The sequence below is a fragment of the Paenibacillus sp. TAF43_2 genome (assembly GCF_052113545.1).
Taxonomy (GTDB): domain Bacteria; phylum Bacillota; class Bacilli; order Paenibacillales; family Paenibacillaceae; genus Pristimantibacillus.
Window position 1 is genome coordinate 24,226 of sequence record NZ_JBFRDK010000036.1, and the last position, 21,179, is coordinate 45,404.

Consider the following 21,179-nt stretch of genomic DNA (forward strand, 5'->3'; position numbering starts at 1 on the left):
AAGCATGAACTAAGCTATTGCAAACTTCATGCAAACAGGACTAGGCAGCTCAAGCTCCGAATCCAGCTTGGACAGCAGCCCGCTTTCCGCATCTACTGAAAATACAGTAATATTGCCAGTCTTCTGATGAGCAACGAGCAAATGATCGCCGCTTGGCGTAAGGACAAAATTTCGCGGCGACTCTCCGCCGCAATCGATATGCTGAATAAGCGAGAGCTGTCCGTTTCCTTGATCCACTGCAAATACAGCAATACTATTATGACCACGGTTAGAGCTGTATAAATAACGTCCCGAAACTCCTAAATGAATATCCGCTGAATCGTTATATCCATTGTAGTCCGCTGGCAATGCTGATATCACCTGGTTTGCTGTTAATGCGCCCAGTTCCGCATCCACATCAAATTGTGTAATCGTCGAATCCAGCTCATTCATCACGTAGCCTGCTTTTAAATGAGGATGGAAAATCAAGTGACGTGGACCAGCACCGCGGTGGACCTTGCTAATCCCATGAGGAATAAGCGAGCGCCGTTCCTCATCAAAGCGATAAATAACGATCGCATCGATACCCAAATCGACTGCACATACATAAGAAGAACCAAACGGAATGATGCAATGAGCATGCGGTGCATCCTGCCTTGCAGCGTTTGGACCGAGCTCACCGGCATTTTGCTGAACAGATGTTGCCTCCTCCAGCCCGCCATCAGCCTTAATCGGTAATAATGCAACGTTTCCGCCTGTATAATTGGCAGCTAAGAGCACCTGCCCCGCATTGTCCGTGCTAATGTAGCAAGGATGAGCGCCATATGTAAGCAAGCGGTTGCCTGTAGTTTTCAGCAATCCCGTTGCTTTATCAATCTCAAACGAAGCGACTGAGCCGCCGCTAGCATCACCGGTTGCTTCAGTTTCACTAGCCGCATATAAGCTGCCGCCATTAGGATTTAAAGTCAAATAAGAAGCGTTTTCGAGCCCGCTAAGTCGCTGCAATATAGATAACTCGCCTGTCGTTTCGTCAAACGTACACACATGAATCGTTGATTCCTCCGCTGTTCCATATGACCCGATATAAAGGACGTTTATGGGTGTCCGTAGTTCCTTTAAATTGCTCATTTTTAACCCTACCTCTCTGACTTTTTGGCTTTACAGTGACCATAGCATAAGCGGCTTCATCAAACAATGTCTTTTTTTTATAAAAGACTTCACAAATACTATTGTGACATGTTACAATGTAAGCGCTAACAAATTCAGCGATTCACATTTCTAAAGGGGGAATTGAGATGATGAATGTTGTAATGAGCGAACGGAATGTGTATGAGGATTTCGAGTTGGAGACAGACGTGCTCTATTTCAAGCTCGGTATGCAAGGACTCGTAAGCTTCCATGGCAGAAACTATAATATAAAGAGACGAATGACTGCCGAACAGATCCGCCAGTTGACTAACGAACGCAGCTTCTATCAAGTCAGCTCTAATTGCTACATCAATATCGGAAAAATCAAGACGATTGATGCTGGTACGATTTATTTTGACTCCGAAATAACAGACTCTAAGCAAGTAACCGTAAATCGCCGCAAGCAATTCGTCATCCAACAGCTGTTCTCACAGCGTGCTTCAAGCAAAGAATATCGGATAACAAAATAGTTGTACATACAACCGCCCCATTTTCCGCTATTATCGGAATAGGGCGGTTGTTTGTTGTCTACTGTCCTGCTATTCTAAAGTTGAATATTAATATATTTTTTGCACAAATGAAGTCAATTATTAATCACTTTTAGGAGGACTACCATGTCTACGCAAGGACAAGCATTTGAAAAATTATTTCATGATGAGCAAGCTGTATGGCTGCAATGGGGCGCATATGAAGCTGCTGTATTGCCTGCTGTTGGTGCCAATCTTATTGCGTTTCGCGATAAAGCAAACAACTATACCTTCCTTCGCGAACCATCCCTAGAGGAAATGGATAGCTTCAGAGAGAATCCGGGCATTCACGGCATCCCAGTTCTGTTTCCCCCAAACCGTTATGAAGATGGTACTTTTACATGGAACGGCAGAACGTATAACTTTCCAGTTAACGAAGCAAAAACGGGCAACCATTTGCACGGATTTTTCCATACAGCAGCTTGGAGTGTCGAGGATTTTGGCACAAACAAAACGGAAAGCTACGTATCGCTCAAAATTTCAATCGATGAAAGCCACCCGATCTACACGTATTTGCCGCATCGCTTCACTATTAAACTTCGTTATGCGTTAAATGATACTGGTCTACTGCAGCATGTATCGGTACATAATGAAGGAACGGACGTTATGCCTTGCCTGATCGCTTTCCATACAACGATCAATGCACCGTTCGCAGCGAATAGTACAGCAGATGATTACCGCTTCACGCTAACAACCGGCAAACGCTGGGAGCTTAACGAGCGGATGCTGCCAACAGGCAATTACCAGACGCTAGTTGCAGACGAGGAAGCCATGAAAACAACAGGCATCTCTCCGTTCTGGGAGCCGATGGACAATCACTATACAACCGAGCCGCAAAATGGCCGCAACGCGATGGAGCTCACCGATACACGCAATGGCGTAACGCTAGTCTACGATATCGGAACGGCTTACAAGCAGTGGATGATTTGGAACAACAACGCTACGCCAGGCTTCTTCTGTCCGGAGCCGCAGTTGAATCTCGTCAATGCGCCAAATGTGAACTTGCCAGCTGAGCAAATCGGGCTTGTCTCACTTGAGCCAGGCGGCATTTGGGAAGAAACAAGCCGCTTGTACGTTAGAAAATAGGAACTGATCAAGGATAGCAGCCATTTCGCTGCTATCCTTTTTTTTATGTAGAAATAGATTTTTAACGAAGCCGAATCATTTTTTCCATCCAAATACAGGACAGGAGTGACTATTGTCGAGAAAGGCTGTAAAATGTAAGCATTAGCCCCTCTTATGTCGAAAACTGAAGGGAGAATATGATGCGGCAATCATTATGGAAAGCACTTGTCATTACAAGCTTCTTATCCTTTATTCTCATCATCATTCCACAATCAACTGTCCACGCAGGTTTAATTGATCGAATCAAAGACATTTACAATACACCTGAGAAAATAAGCGAGCTCCAGCAGCAGTATATTGAAGCTACAGAAGCACTTGCTAAGCAGCAGCAGCAGCTTGAGGAATCCGCAAAGGCTGCGGCAGCGTATGCAATGAAGCAACAGGAGCTGCTTGAACAAAACAATCAGCTTATCGCGCAAAATGCCGAGCTGCAAGCTGAGATGGATCGCATGAAGCAGGACAAACAATCCTTTATCAGCAAGCTTATTAATACTGTCATTATAATCGCAGCTGTTTTTGTTGCTTATATCGTATCCCTGAGAGTTTGGCGTTATGTCGTATGGCGCAAGCAGCGCAGCACAAGCAGTAGAGACAGCAGAGGAATTAGCGGATGAAAATAACCGTTCCTGCCCAAGTCGGCCATGTGCATCTCACCCTTGATACTGCGGACAAGCTTCATGTTCTGCATCCAAAATCAATCATCGCCTTTCAAGGCGATCCGCAAAATCGCGAGGATCGCTTCATGGATTTAGCTGGCATGTATCGCAAGAAACGCTGGATTCGCTCCCTTATTTCTGGTCCGGCCGAATTCATTGTCGGCTTGCCTGCAGGCTGCTCGCTCGAAACGCTGCACATCGATGAGAAAAGCGACTTGCTGTTTGATTTCAGGCATATTATCTTTTTCTCGGACGGCATGAAGCTAAAGTCTGTCGTGCAGAAGCTCAAAAACGCATGGATTACGAAGGAATTTGTGCGAATGCGATTTTCCGGGCCGGGCTTGCTCGGAATCATTACCGCTGGTGATGTGAAATCCATTCAGCTCCATCCGGATCGTCCTTTGTATGTTGAGACTGGAGCACTCGTCGCATATCCAGAGCATGCTTCCATCCAGCTTTCTGTTTACGGCAACAAGCTCGCAAGCCAGCATATGAATGTGCAGTGGGAAATTCGCGGCACCGGCCCAGTACTTATCCAAACAGGCTCCCGCGACGCCGAGCTTGAGGAGCAGCTGCAAAACGGCGGTTTTATCAAAAGAATTCTTCGCGAAGTGCTGCCGTTTGGCGGCATCTATATCAAATAAAACAGAGGCCAGCCGACCGTCAGCAGACGGAAGACAAGCCTCTTTTTATTTCAAACCCCTTTAATTGAAAACTGATGAGAGTAAGCTTGGTTCGCAAACAGGATGTATTCCTTCTCCGGAAGCTGTCCCCAGCTGTCATGTCCGCCCACGCCGGTTTGCTTATGGTTGACGCGTACAACCGTTTTGTTGCTTGGCGGCAGCAGATGAATATGATCATGCGCCTCCAGCTCCAATGGCGTATAAGGCAGTACATTTAATTCAAAATGTGGCGCACCCTTCAGCACGATACCCTCGCCCTTTGCATTCGTAACCGCAGCATGGCGAACGTCCATCTTATTGCCGCATTCCTGTGGCCTGATATATGGTACGAGCTGATCCTGAACGCTGCCAGCGTAAAGCCCAAGCTTGCCTCCCGTCTGGCGATCCCAATACGTCTCGTCTGGACCTTTGCCATACCAGCTTACTTGATCAAATGATGCCGGCATCTGGAAGAGCATGCCGATTTCCGGAATTTCCGGTAAATCCGCTCCAGGCTGCAGCTTCTCGTATACATTGATCTCACCATCTCCACTTATTGTGTAAATTAACGACAGCATGGATTCCGTTGTAGTAGGCAAGCTATACTGCACATGAATTGTTACACTGCTTGCCTCAAGCTCCCAAGTCATCGCTTGCAGAACGCGCTCTGTCCCCGCTTCACGCCATGTTGCACAGCGCATATGCTGCTGATTGCCGCGATCATTATCCGTGTAGGCACGCCAGAAGTTCGGAGTCAATCCTTGCAATAACCGCTCTGAGCCATTCCATTCGTAGGAAGTAAGGCTGCCATTTGCTAGATCAAATTGCGCAGTGAAGCATTCACCGCTAACGAGCAGCGCCGCTGCCGATTGTTCAACACGAACAGCAGGCTTAGCTGGCGCAAGACCAATAATCGGCTCAATAGGTGCAGGCAGCACGAATTGCTCAAACGCGATTTCATGACCCGCTTCGGCCCACAGAGTTTGCTCCTTCAGCAGCAGCTGTACCGTTAATATAGCCTCTTCCGAAATGGAAGAAAGCTTAGGCAGCGTATAAGGAATCGTTATCGTTTCCTCACTCTCAGGTTGTGCGGTCGCTTCTACCGTGCCTGCTTCCACAGAAACTCCGTTAATCGCTACTTGCCAAGCAAGCGTAAAGCTATTTAAAGCACTGAATAGATGACGATTGGTCACCTTAATGGTGCCATTCTTCAGATCAATCTCTTCAAACTTAGCATTTTGGTATACCTTCTTCACCTCTTGAAGCTTAGGCGACACTGTACGATCTGCGAAAATAAGGCCGTTGCCGCAGAAATTGCCGTCATGCGGCGATTCGCCAAAGTCGCCTCCATACATCATTTTCACTGTGCCGCTCTCGTCTGTTACTCGAATGGCTTGATCAATCCAATCCCATATGAATCCGCCCTGCAACACAGGATACTTCTCAAAAACCTCCCAATACACATGCAAGCCCCCGCAGGAATTGCCCATCGCATGACTGTATTCGCATAAAATATAAGGTTTTTGCGGATTGCTTCTCGCATACTGTTCAACGCCCTGAGGGCTGGTGTACATATGGCTTTCGATATCAGAAGCAGCATCCGATTCGCGGTAGTGAAATGCTCCCTCATAATGAACGACGCGCGACGGGTCAGCTTCACGTAAAAAATCATGCATTTTTATGAAATTGTCTCCGCCAAATGATTCATTTCCAAGCGACCAGATGACGATAGACGCATGATTTTTGTCTCTTTGCAGCATCGAATTGCAGCGATCGAGCACAGCCCCTGTCCATTCCGGTCTGCTTCCAGGCACCGTAGTGCCAAGTTCCTTCTGTCCATAAGTCCAAGAACCATGGGTTTCCAGATTCGTTTCATCAATGACATACAACCCATATTCATCACAAAGCCTATACCAGAGCGAGTTGTTCGGATAATGTGAGGTGCGGACGGCATTGATATTATATTGCTTCATCAGTTCAATATCTTTGCGCATATCCGCTTCATTAATCGCACGGCCTGTATCGCATGAGAATTCATGACGATTTACCCCTTTGAACATGATCCGGCGTCCATTGATTTGCATCAGGCCATCTTTGATCTCAAACTTGCGGAAGCCGACCTTGCAGCTTATCGCTTCAAGCAGCGTGCCGTCCTCTGATTTCAAGCTTAGTATCAGTGTATATAAATTCGGCTGCTCAGCACTCCATTTGAGCGGATTAGAAACAGCGGCGCGCAGTTGAACAGAAGTGAGATCCTCTCCTTCCACCTGCGTCTGGATCGTCAGCGGGCTTGGAAATACGGCAGCTCGATTCACATTATATAGCGCTGCCTCCAACGTTATTTTGCCAATTGGCCTTACAAAATAGTTAAGCAGCTTCGCATCAACAATCAGCTCTGCGTCAAGGCACTGCTCATCAAGCTCTGTATGTACAAAATAATCATAGATATGCGCCTCTGGAGTGGAGTACAAATAGACATCTCGGAAAATACCGCTCATTCGCCAAAAATCCTGATCCTCCAGCCAGCTTGCGTCGCTCCAACGATAAACCTCTACGGCCAGCTTATTCTCTCCGACTGCAAGGTAAGGGGTTAGATCGAACTCGGAAGGTGTAAACGTATCTTGGCTAAAACCAACAAGCTCTCCATTCAGCCATACGTAGAAAGCCGACTCCACACCTTGGAAGCTGATAAATACAGGTTTACCATCCCACTCGGTAGGTACTGTAAAAGTACGAGCATATGAACCAACTGGATTATATGCAGTAGGGGCAAACGGCGGCTTTATGTCCTCGTTGCCATCCCAAGGATATCTAACATTCGTATATTGCGGATAATCATAGCCCTGCAGCTGCCAATGCGCAGGAACCGTAATGCTGTCCCACTGGCTATGATCATAATCGGCTTCATAAAAGTTGGCGATTCGTGATTCGGCATTCGCTGCAAACGCAAATTTCCACTGGCCGTTCAGCGACAAATAATTCGAAGACTTGTTATGATCGCCACCCCATGCCTCCTCTATCGTATTGAAGGGCATTAATGAAGCATGCGCATCCATACGGTTCAACCGATAAATTTCAGGGTTATTGTTCCACTCCGGGTAACCGTTGGCCGGCGGCGTATATACTAGATTTTTTCGCATAAAATCAAGCACCTCATCACTATTAATGGATATTATATTCACATTATAAGGCATTGCTATTTCTCATATCATAAAACAATTTTCATATCCTCTATAAAAATATGAACATTACGATACAAACGGTGCTCGTGATTGGAAGCGTAAAACAAAAAAAAGCTGACCGAGGTAAAAACACCCGATCAGCCTTAACCGCCATATCTAGAAGCAGACCCGCCTCTCCTAGAGCTGCAGCTGCTTCAAATTATAAAACTCGCCTTTGCTTGCCATCAGCTCATCGAAAGTGCCGACCTCAACAATACGTCCATGCTTCATGACGACAATACGATCTGCATCACGAATCGTGGACAGGCGGTGAGCGACAATAAATGTCGTCCGGCCTTTAATTAGCTCCTGCATCGCCTTCTGAACATGAAATTCTGACTCGTTGTCGAGTGCAGAGGTTGCTTCATCCAAAATAATAATTTTTGGCTCGCGTACAAGCGCACGTGCAATCGCAATCCGCTGACGCTGGCCGCCAGACAGCTTGCCGCCATGTTCGCCAACCATTGTATCGAGGCCGTCCGGCAGCTGCCCGATAAACTCGGATAGATTAGCCATCTCAACAACACGATTCACCTGCTCATCGGTTATATCGCGAAGGCCATACGTAATATTGTCTCGAATTGTACCTGAGAACAAAATATTCGTTTGCGGCACGACCGCCAAATGCTTGCGATAGCTGCGCAGATCAATATCTGCCAAATCAATGCCGTCCATCATTACTTTCCCGCCCGTTGGCTGCAGGAAGCCGATAACTAGATTGAGCACTGTTGATTTGCCTGCGCCGGATGCGCCAACAAATGCAATGCATTCGCCTGCTTCAACTTCGAGGGTAACATCCTCAAGCACATGATGTTCACTGCCCGGATATGAAAGCTCTACACCCTCGAAAGAAAATTCGCCTCGTACATCGGCAACTTTTCTTTTGCCGCTATTATTTTCAATATCGGTCGATACCAAAATCTCTTTAATGGAATGAATTGATTCAAGACCTTTTGCAATTTGCGGATAAATGTTAATGAGGCCAGTAACGGAAGCCAAAATCATCGCAAAAAAACCTTGGTACATAACGACGTCGCCAACCTGAATTTGCCCATTGTAAGCTAAGTATGCCGTAAAAATTAAACAAAGCACCTGAAAAATTTGAAACGTCACCCAGTTTGTTGAGCCAAAATACGCCTCCACCAAATCAAGCCGATACCCTTTGCCTTGAATGTTGTTCAGCGTCTGGTCAATACGTGCGATCTCAACCTTCTCCAGACCGTGTGCGCGCGTAATCGGAATCATCTCGACCATCTCTGACACGCGAGAGGACATTTGTTCTATTTCTTTACGGAATTCCTTGTTCGACTTACGGATTTTACGCCTGAAAATCGTTACAATCGTTATGGACATTGGAATGGTCAGTATAAAAAATAAAGACACAATCCAGCTGCTGTTCAGCGTTATAATAAACGATACGATAATGTTAACGACAGCCGGCGCCAAAGCAATCATGAACTGCTTTGACATCATCTCAACCGCTTCGACATCGCGCAGCACCTTCGATTGCAGCTTGCCGGCAGGCAGCTCCCTATGTTGATTAATGGACAACTGCTGCAGCTTGCGCACAAGCGCGCTGCGAAGTCCCGCTTCTACATATCTTACTGCACGGCTCAAAAAAGATATGTAAGYGGCGTGGGTTGGTATGTTCTGCAGGATGACGATCAAAATAATAACAAAGTTAATCCAAATGCCGCTTAGCGGATACTTTGCTGGATTCGTCGCAATGTTGATAATATTAGCTGTTACAATCGGCAGCACATAAATGGGCGCGCTTTTGATGAACAAAAATAATAATGAAATCAATAGATTGGCAAAGTTGCCTTTGTATAATGACAATAAAAACTTCAACGGGCTGGCATTTTCCTCTAGTGCCGCGTTTTCAAATGTGCTCGCTAGTCCTTTTGCAGCACCAAGCTGAGTTTTTACAACCCTCTCTGACATTTCTCTCTCCATCCTTCTGCAGCTCTGCATGCTGTCCAACCATTCTTAATTCGGCAAGCTACCGCATCATCTTACGCTCATTCCACCTTCCTGTAAATGTGCGATATTGCACTTCTTATATTCAATTTTGTTCATCGGCACTAGTGGTGCTTGGCTTTATAATCCTTAGGCGTTTCACCGACCATTTTCTTAAAAAGCTTGTTAAAGTAAACTGGATCACTATAGCCGACCAGCTGAGATATTTCGTAATTTTTCAAATTTGGATGATCGCTCAAAAACTGCTTTGCCTTCTCTATCCGAATGTCGATCAAATAGTCTGTCAGCGTCATGCCCGTCTCCTGCTTAAATAAGCGGCTCAAATAATTGGCGCTCATGCCGACGGTGTCAGCGATACGCTCCATTTCAAAGTTTTTGCCGTATTCTTGCTCCAAAATCGTTTTCATTTGCTCAATAACATGATGCTCTTTTTCCTTCGAGATTGTCTCTTGTGCTGGAGCAGATACCGTTGATTCCGATGTTTGCCCATTTTCGCTGCGCTCCTGCTCAATCTTAACCAGTATGTCGTACAAGTTCGCCTTGTCCACCGGCTTGAGCAAATAATCCCGCACGCCCGAGCGAAGAGCCTTGCGCGCATATTCAAATTCACTAAAACCGCTGAGCACAATCGTATCAATCGACTTATCGCGCAAGTGCTCAATAAGGCGCAAACCGTCCATCATCGGCATCTTTATATCGGTAATCAGCACATCCAGCTCGCCTTCACTGAGCTTCGAAATTTGCGCCCAAGCGTCCATTCCGTTGCTGTAGGAGCCGATAACTTTAATGTCCAAATCCATTTTCGTTAATATTTTTTCTAGACCCAGCCTTATGAATTCTTCATCATCCGCGATCATAATGTTCAACAATCCTGCTCGCTCCTCCCCGCGTGTTCCTCATCTAGTTTGTGCTAAAATCAGTACATCTGCAATGAAAAGAAAGCGGACGGTTTATTTAACCGCACCGCTTGTCACACCCGCGAAAATATATTTTTGCAAGAACACATAAAGAATTGCGGTAGGAATCATAATGATAAGAATGGCTGAGGATATCATTTGCCAGTCCCCGCTGTTGACCCCGAAGAAGCGCATGAGTGACGTTGATACGACAACATGTTCGGCTCTAGGCAGATACAGGAGCGGAATAAACATGTCATTATAGATGCTGATTGTTTTCAAAATAATGATTGTCGCTGTCGCTGGCGCAAGCAGCGGGAAGATGATGGAGCGGAAAATACGAATCAATGAGGCACCTTCGATCATCGCGCTTTCATCTAGTTCATAAGGGATATTTCTAATGAATTGCAGATAAATGTAGATTTGCAAAATATCTGCGCCTACATAGATTAGTACAGGTCCCATCAAATTATTCGTTAAGCCAAGCGCCTGAATCGTTTTGTAGTTGACGACTTGCGTTGTAATAGCTGGAATAATCGTGGCGAATAGGAACAAGCCGACCAGCGGGCCTTTAAATTTGAAATTGAAGCGCCCGACGGCATAACAGAACGCCGATCCGATCAATATGTTCAAGATTAGCGTAATCGCGATAATGAACAGCGTATTCCCGAACGCATGGAGCATATCCGCCTGCTTGAAGGCTTGCGCAAAGTTTTTAAAATAGAGAAAGCTATCCGGCATGGCGATCGTCGATTTCGTGTGAAATTCATCCTTCGTCTTAAAAGCATTGACGACGATGATATAAGGCGGGAACAAAATCGCAAACGCAGCCAATAGAAGGCTTAAATACTTGATTGTGTCCCAGAGCTTATTGGATTTATTCATCGATTATTCCCCCTTTCCTTTCAACAAAAACCGCTGAATCGATAATACAATAACAACAAAGAGTAACAAGACGACGCTCATTGCGGATGCCAAGCCATAGTTGTTGAACTGAAAAGCGGTCTCAACAATTTTCATAACGAAGGTTTCACTCGATCCTGCCGGCCCGCCCTTGGTTAAAATATAAGGCAGATCAAACACCTCTAAAGCGCCGGTTACCGTTAGGAACAAATTGAGCTCGATAATTTTGTAAATGTTCGGCAGCGTGATACTAATAAATTTTTGCCAGCCGTTTGCCCCGTCAATCGATGCCGCTTCGTAAATATCACTTGGAATCGATTGAAGCGCCGCCAAATAAATGACCATATTAAATCCCATAAAGCGCCAGAAGCCAATAGAAGCAAGCGTATAGTTTACAAAAGAACCACTGCCGAGCCAGCTTGTTTTGGAGAGTGCATCAAAGCCGAGCTGTCCTAGCAAATAGTTTAATGATCCGTTTGTCGTATCGAATACGTAACCGAATAAGTATGCTACAGCAACGCCATTTAGGATGTACGGTAAAAAAAGCAGCAGCCTGAAAAAGTTTTTCCCCTTCAGCTTGCTGTTCAGCACCACTGCGAAATAAATCGCGGCGATATTTTGTACGATTCCAACAGCGAAATAGGCAAAGTTATGTTTGAAGACGCCAAATATAGCTGGATTTGAAAATACTTCTTTGTAGTTCGACCAACCGATCCATGGTTTGTTTTGACTTAAGCCGTCCCAGCTCGTAAAGCTTAATCGGATGAGTTCCATTGCCGGATAATAGGCGAATGTCAGCAGCAGCAGCAGCGGCAATGCGACGAAGCCAATAATGACATAGTTCTTCTGTGTTTTAAAAGGCAATCTGCTAAACATGAGACAACCCCATCCTCCCTGCGTCTTTCTAATCGGAAGGTGCAGGATAGACAACCGTTAAAGGTAATCCATCCTGCACGCAGCCCTTACAATCCTAAATCTTTTTTCGCTTTCGCCCACGCTGTATTCACTTTATCCAATACCTTTTGCGGGTCTTTAGCTAATACGAATTCTTGTACAACTGCAGCTTGATCAAGCTGCGCTTTGTTTTGAATTTCTGTCGCTGCATCTACTGGTGCAGCCGGCTCGAAAAATTTAGGGGTAAAGCTGTTGAATTCCGAAAGCTGTGGAAGCTTCGATTCTTTGGCTTTCAAAGTAGGAATGAAACCTGCGAAATCATCATAACCGGATTCTTCGATCATCCATTGTACGAATGCTTTGCCTGCTTCAACATTGCCGTTTTTGTTAACTGCATAGAAGAAATCCGGGTTAAGCGGTGCTTTCGCTTCGCCAGTGTTGTCGACCGGGAATGGGAAGAAGCCAATGTCCTCAGCAGGAGCGCCGTTTTCGATTACTTGGTTAATTACCCAGTTGCCAAGGAGATACATACCGAATTTGCCGGTTGCTACGTCTTTTTTCGATTGCTCCCAGTTCGTCGAGTTCACGTCTGTTTCCAGGAAACCTTTTGTGTACAGCTCACGAAGAATTCCCCATGATTTGCCGTAAGCATTGTCAAGCGTATACGGTGTTTCGGATTCAGCACGTTTGTTTTGGTGATCAGAAGCTCCGCCGATTAGCGTTGGAACATCGTATACCCAAGTATCAAGCGGCCATTTATCTTTGAAGTTTGATGCAAGCGGCACGATGCCTGCGTCTTTAAGCTTTTGCGATGCAGCTAGAAATTCGTCGTATGTTTTTGGAAGAGCTGTAATGCCTGCTTTCTCGAATGCTTTCTTGTTGTATACGATACCGACAGTTGATCCGCCGGAAGATACACCATACATTTTGCCTTCTTGCGCTTTCAAATCCTTGAAGTGAATTTCACCTGAGAATGCAATGTCATCAAGCGGAGCGAAATAATTAGGCAGCTCTGCATTTGGAATCGTTGGTACAAATACGACATCAGGGAAATCTCCGGAAGCAATGCGGATTTTCAACGTTTTATCATAGTCCGTAATCGCTTCAAATTTAAGATCAACGCCAGGGTATTTGTCTTCAAAACGTTTTTCGTAATCGACGTACTGTTTGTCAATCATGTCGGTACGGTTTGTTAAGAATACAACCTCACCTTTAATGTTTGACGCTTCCTCTGTTCCACCGTTCTCCGGTTTGTTCGTTGCGGTGTTATCCGTGCTCGGCTTGTTCGTAGGTGAATTCGTGCTTGCGTTATTGCCACCACATGCAGCTAACGATGTTAGCATAACTACAGAAACAAGTGCTAACGAAATGACTTTTTTCATTTTCTAAATCCCCCTCAGCTCGTTTTGATTCCGCTTACATTTCGATAATACCTCATAAAATGTGGTTCTAAAATGGTTTAAAATATGATTTATAGTCTTCAACTGTCATTTTATGAAAACGCTTTTTTACGCATATTCACTCATTATTGTGCATACGCATGCCGCTTTCCATGTTATTAAATGAAGCAATTTTATAAGGTTGCCTGCTGTTCAAGAAAGGTATTGCAAACAAGACTAGAATCATGTTTACTTGTTATATAACAAAAATATTATTAGCAATAACAAAAATACCAAATATAAAGTGAGGCGACTCCAATGACAACTAAAGCAGCCTATATAGGCGGAATGACATGGGGCTGGACAGGCATTCGAGGTACATGGACTGGCGAAAAAGCGGATCGTTCGATGGAATTAATGGCCGAGCGGCTAAGCGTGAACTGGACAGCTATTGCACTTGGCGCACTTCAAGATCATGCCCACTCCACCGAAATTAAGTTTCGCGAGGCGCCTACGGTTACCGATGAGGAAGTTCTTAGTGCCATTCACAAAGCGAAAGAACTAGGCCTTAACGTTTGTTTGAAGCCGGTCGTCAATTGTGCGGATGGCACATGGCGTGCACATATTAATTTCTTTGATCTCGATGTGCCTTGCGAGCCAAAATGGTCTGATTGGTTCGCTTCTTATACAACATTCATCTTGCACTATGCCAAAATTGCTGAAGAAACAGGTTGCGAAATGTTTTGTGTTGGATGCGAAATGGTTCAAACCGATCGCAGAGAAACGGAATGGCGTGAGCTCATCGCAAAAGTTCGCAAAGTTTATTCCGGCATCGTTACGTACAACTGCGACAAATATCAAGAAGGCCAAATTAAATGGTGGGATGCTGTTGATGTTATTTCTTCCAGCGGCTACTACCCTATCGATGCTTGGGAAGAGCAGCTGAACCGAATTGAAAAGGTCGTATCTGAATACGACAAGCCTTTTTTCTTCATGGAAGCTGGCTGCCCTAGCCGCGAGGGCTCGCAGTATATTCCGAACGATTGGGGACTTGCCGGCGCGCCTAGCGAAGAGGTTCAGCGTCAGTTCTACGAGACGATGTTCTCCCATACGGACAAGCGTGATTGGGTTGGCGGCTTTATGCTTTGGGATTGGCCGGCGAGACTATATGAAGAGGGCGATGCGAGTGCCAACGACGATTATTGTATGTATGGCAAGCAAGCAGAACAAACGGTTCGTCAATATTATGCAGCCAAAATAGCTGAATCGAGTGACGGAGGTTTGGGCGAATGAACGTAAATAACGAGCAGTGGCTGGCAAGCATCAAGCAGGAGCTGGAATCTAACATTCTCGGCTTTTGGATGAAGCATACGATCGATGAGCAAAAAGGCGGTTTCTACGGCAATATCAGCAGAGATTTAACCGTTAACGATGAAGCTGGCAAAAGCTTAGTGCTTAACACACGAATCTTGTGGACCTTTGCCTCCGCTTATCGCATGACTGGCAATGAAGCTTACCTCGAAATGGCTGACCGTGCCTATCGATATGTAAATAAATACTTTGTAGATCAAGAATACGGCGGATTATACTGGATGGTCGACGCAGCTGGCAGCCCAGCCGAAACGAAAAAGCAGGTATACGGTCAAGCCTTTGCTATTTATGCTTACTCCGAGTATTACCGCGCTACCGGGAATGAAGCTGCGCTTCAGAAAGCGATCTCATTATTTCATACGCTTGAGAAATATAGCTACGATGAGCAATATAAAGGTTATTTCGAGGCTCTTACACGCGAGTGGCTGGAAACCGACGATAATAGCCTGAGTGAAAAGGATTTGAATGAGAAGAAATCCATGAATACTCATCTCCACATCATGGAGGGTTATACGAACCTTTACCGGGTATGGAAGTCAGATGAGCTGCATGCCAAGTTAAGAGAACTAATCGACATCACGATTAAACATATTATTAACCCAGATAACGCGCACTTTATCCTTTTCTTCGATGAGAAATGGAACGGCAGATCTGAGCACATTTCTTACGGTCACGATATCGAGGGCAGCTGGCTGCTGGTCGAGGCGGCTGAGGTGCTTGGAGATGCAGCATTGCTGGCTGAAGCCAAAGCGATCGCCATTCGAATGGCAGAAGCGACGCTGAATGAAGGCGTTGACGAGGACGGCGGTCTTCTTAATGAGGCAGGTCCAGATGGGATCATTGATTCGCACAAGGATTGGTGGCCGCAAGCAGAAGCTGTTGTTGGTTTCTATAATGCTTATCAAATGACGGGCGATGAGAAATACCTTGAGGCTGCCTTAAAATCTTGGCAGTTCATTGAAAATTTTATCGTCGACAAACAGTTTGGCGAATGGCACTGGAGCGTAACTCGCGATGGAGCTCCAAGCGACAACTTACAAAAGGTCAGCCCTTGGAAATGCCCTTATCATAATGGTCGTGCATGCTTTGAAATGATCGAACGCTTGTCTGGTACAGCAACTTCACACTAATGGAGGTTTATTCAATGAGTAAATTTAATGAACGCAAGCAAATGCTAACGGACCGTTATGAGGCACTAGTACAGCGTAAAAACGAGCCTGCAGAAGTTAGCAACGGCGTTTTTGATCGTTACGTACACCCCGTTCTAACAGCAGAACATGCTCCGCTGATTTGGAAATATGATTTTAATCCTGAGACGAACCCTTATTTCATGGAGCGCCTCGGCGTTCATTGCGTATTCAATCCAGGCGCAATCTTCTTAAATGGCAAATTCCATCTCGTTGCGCGCGTTGAAGGCAATGATCGCAAATCATTTTTCGCCATTGCAGAGAGTGACAGCCCCGTTGATGGTTTCCGCTTCTGGAACCACCCTACTTTGCTTCCAGAAACAAGCGATCCCGATATTAACGTGTATGATATGCGCCTCGTTCAACATGAGGACGGCTGGATTTATGGTCTGTTCTGCACAGAGAGGAAAGATCCTTCCGCTCCAAAAGGAGATCTGTCGAGCGCGATTGCACAATGCGGTATCGTAAGAACAAAGGATTTGAAGCAATGGGAGCGCCTTGCTGATCTAAAAACAGCGTCCAACCAACAGCGCAACGTCGTGCTTCACCCTGAATTTGTTGACGGAAAATACGCCTTCTATACGCGCCCACAGGACGGCTTTATCGATACGGGTTCAGGCGGCGGTATTGGCTGGGGACTATCCGATACGATCGAGAACGCTTTTGTAGAGCGTGAGATCATTATTGATGAACGCCATTATCATACAATTAAAGAAGTGAAAAACGGTCAAGGTCCCGCTCCAATTAAGACGGACAAAGGCTGGATTCATATTGCTCACGGCGTTCGCAACACTGCGGCAGGCTTGCGTTATGTACTTTATGCATTCCTATCCGACTTGCAGGAGCCTAACAAAGTAACGCATCGTCCAGGTGGCCACTTGCTTGCGCCAGAAGGCATTGAACGTGTCGGCGACGTATCGAACGTAGCTTTCTGCAACGGTGTTATCGCACAGGATAACGGCAACGTTTATATTTACTACGCTTCCTCCGACACACGCTGTCACGTTGCTGCAACGACCGTTGATCAACTGCTCGACTATTGCTTAAACACACCGGAAGATCCGCTTCGCTCCTACGCATGTGTAGAGCAGCGCATCGCTTTAATTGATCGCAACTTGCAGCTATAATCCTCTTCGCCATAACAAGGTACTTTAGTCGTTCCAGCCTATAAGAAAGGGCTTCCCAGAGAGCAGCATTTCTGCTTTTGGGAAGCCCTTTTTCATTTATTGTTTGATACAAATTACTTTTTGATTTCCATAGGAATAGAGATGGTCTTATCGTAGGTTTTAATATAGGAAAATCCGTTAAGCAGCAGCTGTTCGGGTTCCTCCTCCGTGTTAAAAGAAAACGTCTGCTCCCACAAGATGTTGCCATTTTTCAAATCCCACGGGCGTGATGAGGAAATGGATGAGACAGGAACTACAGTATCACCCGATTGAACAGATAAGTTTTCCGTTTCCAAGATTGTAAATTGTTTTCTGGCGATAACGATATCATAACCTGTATCGGTTTTTGTGACGCTGCGAATCCATAGCTTTTCATCCCCAATCTTTATGGACAGATCTGATGGTGAAGCTAAGGAAATCGGTTCTTCTATTTTCTGATAGCCAGCAAAATTTTCAAGTACGAGCTCGATGGTTTCCAGCTTGTCTGTCGGCAGCACATCAAATTCAAGTTCAAATGCCGCCTTGCCCTTTTCACCCGAATAATCCGACTGCATTCCCCACGATTTCACTTCTGTTCCATTTACATAAAGCTTTGTTTTGCCGGAGAACCTCGGGTATCCCCCATCATTCATTTCATAATGTCCCTTTACGATGGTAGAAGTAGGTGAAGCTGTGATGGAATCATAGTGGACCGTTCCCTCATCGACCGAAACGGATTTTGAGATGTCCTCTTTAAGCATGCTTTTCATCGCTTTATTCGCTTCAAACTTGAAGGAGACTGGGTATGATGCCCGTTCCCCATTTTCAAGCCATTCACTAAATGTAACGGTTAATGTTCTGGAGAATGGGCTAACCGGTTCAAATTTATAGACGCCCTCGTACTGAGTCTCGTCTTTGCTATAATTGCCGCTTCCTTCTTTGGGATCGGAATCCGTCAAGAATCCTTCCATTTGACCCACGTTGTAACGCAGTGAACTATTGTCAGTAAATACAGAGCCTTCGGGTCTATCAATGCTATAATACATAAGCAAAGCGTTATCGTCCGCAATAACCCCGTTGATGGTTATGACAGTACCGTCCTCTAGCGTTTTGCTTTTGTTGACCGATTGTCCGTAGCCTTGCTCCGCTACTTCAGAGAAGCTAAGAGAGTTCAGCTCAATTTTGTTAAACAGCTTGCCTCCGTAATAAGCGAATGCAGGATATTGATAAGTTCCGACAATCAGCAGAAATGCTGCAGCTGATGCTGCGACCCATGTCATCGCTCTATTCAGCTTTCTTGTCTTCGTGGGAACATGCTCAAGTGCATTGCGAAGTCTGTCCTCAAGTCCTGACGGTGCCTGCACGATATTCAAGGTCTGTTTGTGCTCCTGCAATCTCTCCTCGATCGTTTTCATTACGATCCCCTCCGATCATCGCTTTCAATTTTTGAATACCTTGCGAAATTCTTGATTTGATTGTGCCAATCGGCGAACAAGTCATGTCCGCAATCGTCTGATACGGGAGATCATGTACGTAACGAAGCTCGATGGCTTCCCGCTGCTGTGCATTTAGATTCGAGAGCAGCACCTGCATGTTCATCGCAGACTCCGTATTGCGATAAGGGTTGTCTTCAGTTAATCCAGCAAAGGATGACTCACCCTCGTCTCCCAGTGGAACAAATCGTTCTTTTTGGCGGAGTAGTTTTTTGCAACGATTGACGAGAATKGTTTTGCTCCAGCTGTAGAAGGCTTCGCTCTTTTGCAATTGATCCAGCTTTTCATAAAGCGTAACAATCATATCTGCCATGGCATCCATCGCGTCATGCTCATTTCTCAAATAGCTGTAGGCAAGACGATAATAAGCGTCCTGATCGGCTATGATTAGTTGTAATAAAGCTTCTTTGTTGCCTTTTTGAGCTTGTTTGACAAGACGGCTTACATTCATGTTCTCACCCCTTTCATAGATAAGAGATCGCAGAGGCTATTAAAGTTCATTTTGCGCAAAAAAAAATCTCAACTACCACTTACGTTTGTTATTACGGGGGATTAAGTACCGAAAATGTTAATGTTCAGTTGTTAAAGCTCAGCCAAGAGCAACTATATATAAAGGATAAAGGGGAGAAAATACCCAAAGATCAGCCACTTTCTAGAAAGTTGTGTGAATGCTTTGGAAAATAAATATGTCAAAGAAACACGATCCTTTAAGGTTTCGAGAGTATTCCCAACCGATGTAAACAATCATAATACGTTGTTCGGCGGCAAACTTATGTCTTATATCGATGATATCGCTTCGATATCCGCTTCCAAATTATGCAGAGTTACCGCGGTAACCGCTTCGACGGATTCCGTTGATTTCTTGCATCCAATCCGGCCAACAGATTCCGTTTCCCTAGAGTCCTTCGTTACTTGGACGGGCAAAAGTTCCATCGAGGTTTTTGTGAAAGTAATACGAGAAGATTTAAGAAGCGGCGAGCGAAAAATAGCAGCAACCTCTTTTCTTACTTTCGTTGCCCTAGATGAACAAAATAAGACAATACTTGTACCTCGTATTGTCCCTGAAACGGAAGAAGAAATTAAATTATATGAAACGGCCGAGCACCGAACGGCAATGAGGAAGCAGCGCAGAGAAGAGAGCAAAAAGTTTGCAGACTTTTTGCTGACGAAGTTTCCGTGGGAATAATCGTCCCCTTTATTACTGTTTATTTTGACGAACAGCATCCTTGCTATTGCTGCGTGTTCCCTCGCCCAGCAATTTCATCGTAACCATGCCGATTGCCAAGCACCAAACAGGGGCAGAAACGCCGAGAAAGGCGACATTTGCTACCGCAATCGCAAATGTAAAGGCCGTTGAGTAGCGGTAGGCAGATTCCGAAAAAGCTGACTGAAGGCTTTGAATGAATACCCCCATCAATGAAAAACCCGTTAGAAGCCAAATAAAGGAAGACGGCAATATATTAATAAAGGCAATAACCTTCCAAGCAAATAATCCAAACAACGCCACTAATGTACCCGAGACAATCGCTGCATAAGGACGAGATTCCTTTGCACCTGCTTCTTCGCTGCTGCACAGCATACTCATCATTCCGCCAACATTTACACTATGACCGCCAAGAAATGCTACAGCAGTCGTGGCAAAACCAGTTATCGTAATCGTCTTGGAAGCGGATGGCTCATAGCCATTTTTGCGAAGTGCTGCCAAAGCTACAAACAAATCGTTGCTAAGCACGAGTATCGACAAAGGAATAGCTAACGATAACAGCCCATTAATCGTAAACTCAGGGCTAACCACATGCGGCAGCGCAAACGGCAGCACCTCCATAGGAGGCAAATCGTAGCCAATCCATAGAGCAAGCAGCCCCATGCAAACGACGCCGAGCACAGGCGGAAAGCCCTTGAATAAACGGGGAAATAAGAAAAAACCGACCAGTGCCATGAACCCGACAAAGGGAGCATCCTTGACCGCGGGAACGATTTTTACTATATGGTTGAATATTAAACCAGCAAGCATCGCATCCATCAGAGGCTTAGGCAGGAAAGCCAGCAGCTTATCGGACAGACCAGATAAACCAAATACAGCGATAATAATCCCGGAAATAATGCTCGCACCAGCTAACTCCTGCACGGTAAACTGTGTCGCAGAAGTGCTTAAGAAAGCAACGGCGGTTATCGAATGCGCGCCGCCAAACGGAATTTTATATATCAACGTCAAAGCTATGTTCAGCAGTCCGCCAAAAAAATAAACGGCGAACAGCCACGCGACGAGCTCTAAGGTTGAAAAACCTGCTTTTTCAGCGCTGCTCACGATGAGTACGGCTCCGCCTGTACATGCCAGCATCGCAGATAATATACCAGTAAACACATTTTGCCGATTGAGCTTGGATTGGGTTTTTATCATCAAATCGCTTCCTAATCGTATAATAATATAGCTTCCGTGTTGTTCAAGTGCTTAAGTATAACCGTTTCTATGCGATTTGTACCCATCCACTGCTCAAACTTTTTTCAGCCATTTCTGCGCATAACATATCAAGGCATCCCAAGACATCCCAAGATCAACTCTCTAACGAACT

18 protein-coding genes are annotated in these 21,179 nt (G+C 45.4%); 8 read left to right on the plus strand and 10 right to left on the minus strand.

What is annotated here, in order from left to right; translation table 11 throughout:
• Positions 1 to 9: 9 nt before the first annotated feature.
• A complete protein-coding gene (locus AB4Z17_RS10505) occupies positions 10 to 1,107 on the minus strand; it encodes a lactonase family protein (protein ID WP_441908474.1) in 1,098 nt (365 codons plus the stop codon).
• Positions 1,108 to 1,274: 167 nt separating this feature from the next.
• Here AB4Z17_RS10505 and AB4Z17_RS10510 point away from each other — a divergent pair, with 167 nt between their 5' ends.
• The 4 genes from AB4Z17_RS10510 to AB4Z17_RS10525 all read left to right on the plus strand — a co-directional run bounded on the left by AB4Z17_RS10510 (position 1,275) and on the right by AB4Z17_RS10525 (position 4,119).
• Positions 1,275 to 1,637, plus strand: coding sequence for a LytTR family transcriptional regulator DNA-binding domain-containing protein (locus AB4Z17_RS10510; RefSeq protein WP_441908475.1), 363 nt, complete (start codon positions 1,275 to 1,277; stop codon positions 1,635 to 1,637).
• A 144-nt stretch (positions 1,638 to 1,781) separates the two neighbouring features.
• Positions 1,782 to 2,780, plus strand: coding sequence for an aldose 1-epimerase (locus AB4Z17_RS10515; protein ID WP_441959679.1), 999 nt, complete (start codon positions 1,782 to 1,784; stop codon positions 2,778 to 2,780).
• Positions 2,781 to 2,956: 176 nt separating this feature from the next.
• Positions 2,957 to 3,433, plus strand: a complete 477-nt coding sequence (locus AB4Z17_RS10520; RefSeq protein WP_441908477.1) for a hypothetical protein — start codon at positions 2,957 to 2,959, stop codon at positions 3,431 to 3,433.
• Positions 3,430 to 4,119: an AIM24 family protein gene (locus AB4Z17_RS10525; protein ID WP_076268977.1), complete on the plus strand. Its 690-nt coding sequence runs from the start codon at positions 3,430 to 3,432 to the stop codon at positions 4,117 to 4,119. The genes AB4Z17_RS10520 and AB4Z17_RS10525 overlap by 4 nt, the downstream gene beginning before the upstream one ends.
• 50 nt (positions 4,120 to 4,169) lie before the next feature.
• Here the strand turns inward: AB4Z17_RS10525 and AB4Z17_RS10530 are convergent, their stop codons facing one another.
• The 6 genes from AB4Z17_RS10530 to AB4Z17_RS10555 all read right to left on the minus strand — a co-directional run bounded on the left by AB4Z17_RS10530 (position 4,170) and on the right by AB4Z17_RS10555 (position 13,413).
• Positions 4,170 to 7,277 (minus strand): glycoside hydrolase family 2 TIM barrel-domain containing protein, encoded by a 3,108-nt coding sequence (locus tag AB4Z17_RS10530; RefSeq protein WP_441908478.1) that lies wholly within the window; start codon positions 7,275 to 7,277, stop codon positions 4,170 to 4,172.
• A gap of 219 nt (positions 7,278 to 7,496) precedes the next feature.
• Positions 7,497 to 9,302 (minus strand): ABC transporter ATP-binding protein, encoded by a 1,806-nt coding sequence (locus AB4Z17_RS10535; RefSeq protein ID WP_441959681.1) that lies wholly within the window; start codon positions 9,300 to 9,302, stop codon positions 7,497 to 7,499.
• A gap of 140 nt (positions 9,303 to 9,442) precedes the next feature.
• Complete coding sequence (locus tag AB4Z17_RS10540) at positions 9,443 to 10,207, minus strand: response regulator transcription factor (RefSeq protein WP_339204658.1); 765 nt, start codon at positions 10,205 to 10,207, stop codon at positions 9,443 to 9,445.
• A gap of 81 nt (positions 10,208 to 10,288) precedes the next feature.
• On the minus strand, positions 10,289 to 11,119 hold the full coding sequence (locus AB4Z17_RS10545) for a carbohydrate ABC transporter permease (protein ID WP_076268980.1): 831 nt from the start codon (positions 11,117 to 11,119) through the stop codon (positions 10,289 to 10,291).
• Positions 11,120 to 11,122: 3 nt separating this feature from the next.
• Positions 11,123 to 12,013, minus strand: coding sequence for a carbohydrate ABC transporter permease (locus AB4Z17_RS10550; protein WP_076268981.1), 891 nt, complete (start codon positions 12,011 to 12,013; stop codon positions 11,123 to 11,125).
• Positions 12,014 to 12,099: 86 nt separating this feature from the next.
• Complete coding sequence (locus tag AB4Z17_RS10555) at positions 12,100 to 13,413, minus strand: ABC transporter substrate-binding protein (RefSeq protein ID WP_441908480.1); 1,314 nt, start codon at positions 13,411 to 13,413, stop codon at positions 12,100 to 12,102.
• Between the two features lie 315 nt (positions 13,414 to 13,728).
• On the opposite strand from AB4Z17_RS10555, the gene AB4Z17_RS10560 reads away from it, so the two are divergent.
• The 3 genes from AB4Z17_RS10560 to AB4Z17_RS10570 are packed head-to-tail and all read left to right on the plus strand — an operon-like array spanning position 13,729 to position 17,095.
• Complete coding sequence (locus AB4Z17_RS10560) at positions 13,729 to 14,703, plus strand: glycoside hydrolase family 113 (RefSeq protein ID WP_441959682.1); 975 nt, start codon at positions 13,729 to 13,731, stop codon at positions 14,701 to 14,703.
• The gene (locus AB4Z17_RS10565) at positions 14,700 to 15,911 is read left to right on the plus strand and encodes an AGE family epimerase/isomerase (RefSeq protein WP_441959684.1); all 1,212 of its coding nucleotides are present in this window, start codon (positions 14,700 to 14,702) and stop codon (positions 15,909 to 15,911) included. Before AB4Z17_RS10560 ends, AB4Z17_RS10565 begins: the two co-directional genes overlap by 4 nt.
• 14 nt (positions 15,912 to 15,925) lie before the next feature.
• Positions 15,926 to 17,095, plus strand: a complete 1,170-nt coding sequence (locus AB4Z17_RS10570; protein ID WP_441959686.1) for a glycoside hydrolase family 130 protein — start codon at positions 15,926 to 15,928, stop codon at positions 17,093 to 17,095.
• Between the two features lie 113 nt (positions 17,096 to 17,208).
• Here the strand turns inward: AB4Z17_RS10570 and AB4Z17_RS10575 are convergent, their stop codons facing one another.
• Positions 17,209 to 18,528: a DUF4179 domain-containing protein gene (locus AB4Z17_RS10575; protein ID WP_441959687.1), complete on the minus strand. Its 1,320-nt coding sequence runs from the start codon at positions 18,526 to 18,528 to the stop codon at positions 17,209 to 17,211.
• A complete protein-coding gene (locus AB4Z17_RS10580; RefSeq protein ID WP_441959689.1) occupies positions 18,455 to 19,057 on the minus strand; it encodes an RNA polymerase sigma factor in 603 nt (200 codons plus the stop codon). The genes AB4Z17_RS10575 and AB4Z17_RS10580 overlap by 74 nt, the downstream gene beginning before the upstream one ends.
• Positions 19,058 to 19,279: 222 nt before the next feature.
• On the opposite strand from AB4Z17_RS10580, the gene AB4Z17_RS10585 reads away from it, so the two are divergent.
• Positions 19,280 to 19,792 (plus strand): acyl-CoA thioesterase, encoded by a 513-nt coding sequence (locus tag AB4Z17_RS10585; protein WP_076269129.1) that lies wholly within the window; start codon positions 19,280 to 19,282, stop codon positions 19,790 to 19,792.
• A 12-nt stretch (positions 19,793 to 19,804) separates the two neighbouring features.
• Here the strand turns inward: AB4Z17_RS10585 and AB4Z17_RS10590 are convergent, their stop codons facing one another.
• Positions 19,805 to 21,007, minus strand: coding sequence for a benzoate/H(+) symporter BenE family transporter (locus AB4Z17_RS10590; RefSeq protein WP_441959690.1), 1,203 nt, complete (start codon positions 21,005 to 21,007; stop codon positions 19,805 to 19,807).
• Positions 21,008 to 21,179: the final 172 nt, after the last annotated feature.

Coding starts and splice junctions, on each gene's coding strand:
- AB4Z17_RS10505 (WP_441908474.1), bottom strand. CDS start 1,107: ATGAGCAATTTAAAGGAACTACGGACACCCATAAACGTCCTTTATATC.
- AB4Z17_RS10510 (WP_441908475.1), top strand. CDS start 1,275: ATGATGAATGTTGTAATGAGCGAACGGAATGTGTATGAGGATTTCGAG.
- AB4Z17_RS10515 (WP_441959679.1), top strand. CDS start 1,782: ATGTCTACGCAAGGACAAGCATTTGAAAAATTATTTCATGATGAGCAA.
- AB4Z17_RS10520 (WP_441908477.1), top strand. CDS start 2,957: ATGATGCGGCAATCATTATGGAAAGCACTTGTCATTACAAGCTTCTTA.
- AB4Z17_RS10525 (WP_076268977.1), top strand. CDS start 3,430: ATGAAAATAACCGTTCCTGCCCAAGTCGGCCATGTGCATCTCACCCTT.
- AB4Z17_RS10530 (WP_441908478.1), bottom strand. CDS start 7,277: ATGCGAAAAAATCTAGTATATACGCCGCCGGCCAACGGTTACCCGGAG.
- AB4Z17_RS10545 (WP_076268980.1), bottom strand. CDS start 11,119: ATGAATAAATCCAATAAGCTCTGGGACACAATCAAGTATTTAAGCCTT.
- AB4Z17_RS10550 (WP_076268981.1), bottom strand. CDS start 12,013: ATGTTTAGCAGATTGCCTTTTAAAACACAGAAGAACTATGTCATTATT.
- AB4Z17_RS10555 (WP_441908480.1), bottom strand. CDS start 13,413: ATGAAAAAAGTCATTTCGTTAGCACTTGTTTCTGTAGTTATGCTAACA.
- AB4Z17_RS10560 (WP_441959682.1), top strand. CDS start 13,729: ATGACAACTAAAGCAGCCTATATAGGCGGAATGACATGGGGCTGGACA.
- AB4Z17_RS10565 (WP_441959684.1), top strand. CDS start 14,700: ATGAACGTAAATAACGAGCAGTGGCTGGCAAGCATCAAGCAGGAGCTG.
- AB4Z17_RS10570 (WP_441959686.1), top strand. CDS start 15,926: ATGAGTAAATTTAATGAACGCAAGCAAATGCTAACGGACCGTTATGAG.
- AB4Z17_RS10575 (WP_441959687.1), bottom strand. CDS start 18,528: ATGAAAACGATCGAGGAGAGATTGCAGGAGCACAAACAGACCTTGAAT.
- AB4Z17_RS10590 (WP_441959690.1), bottom strand. CDS start 21,007: ATGATAAAAACCCAATCCAAGCTCAATCGGCAAAATGTGTTTACTGGT.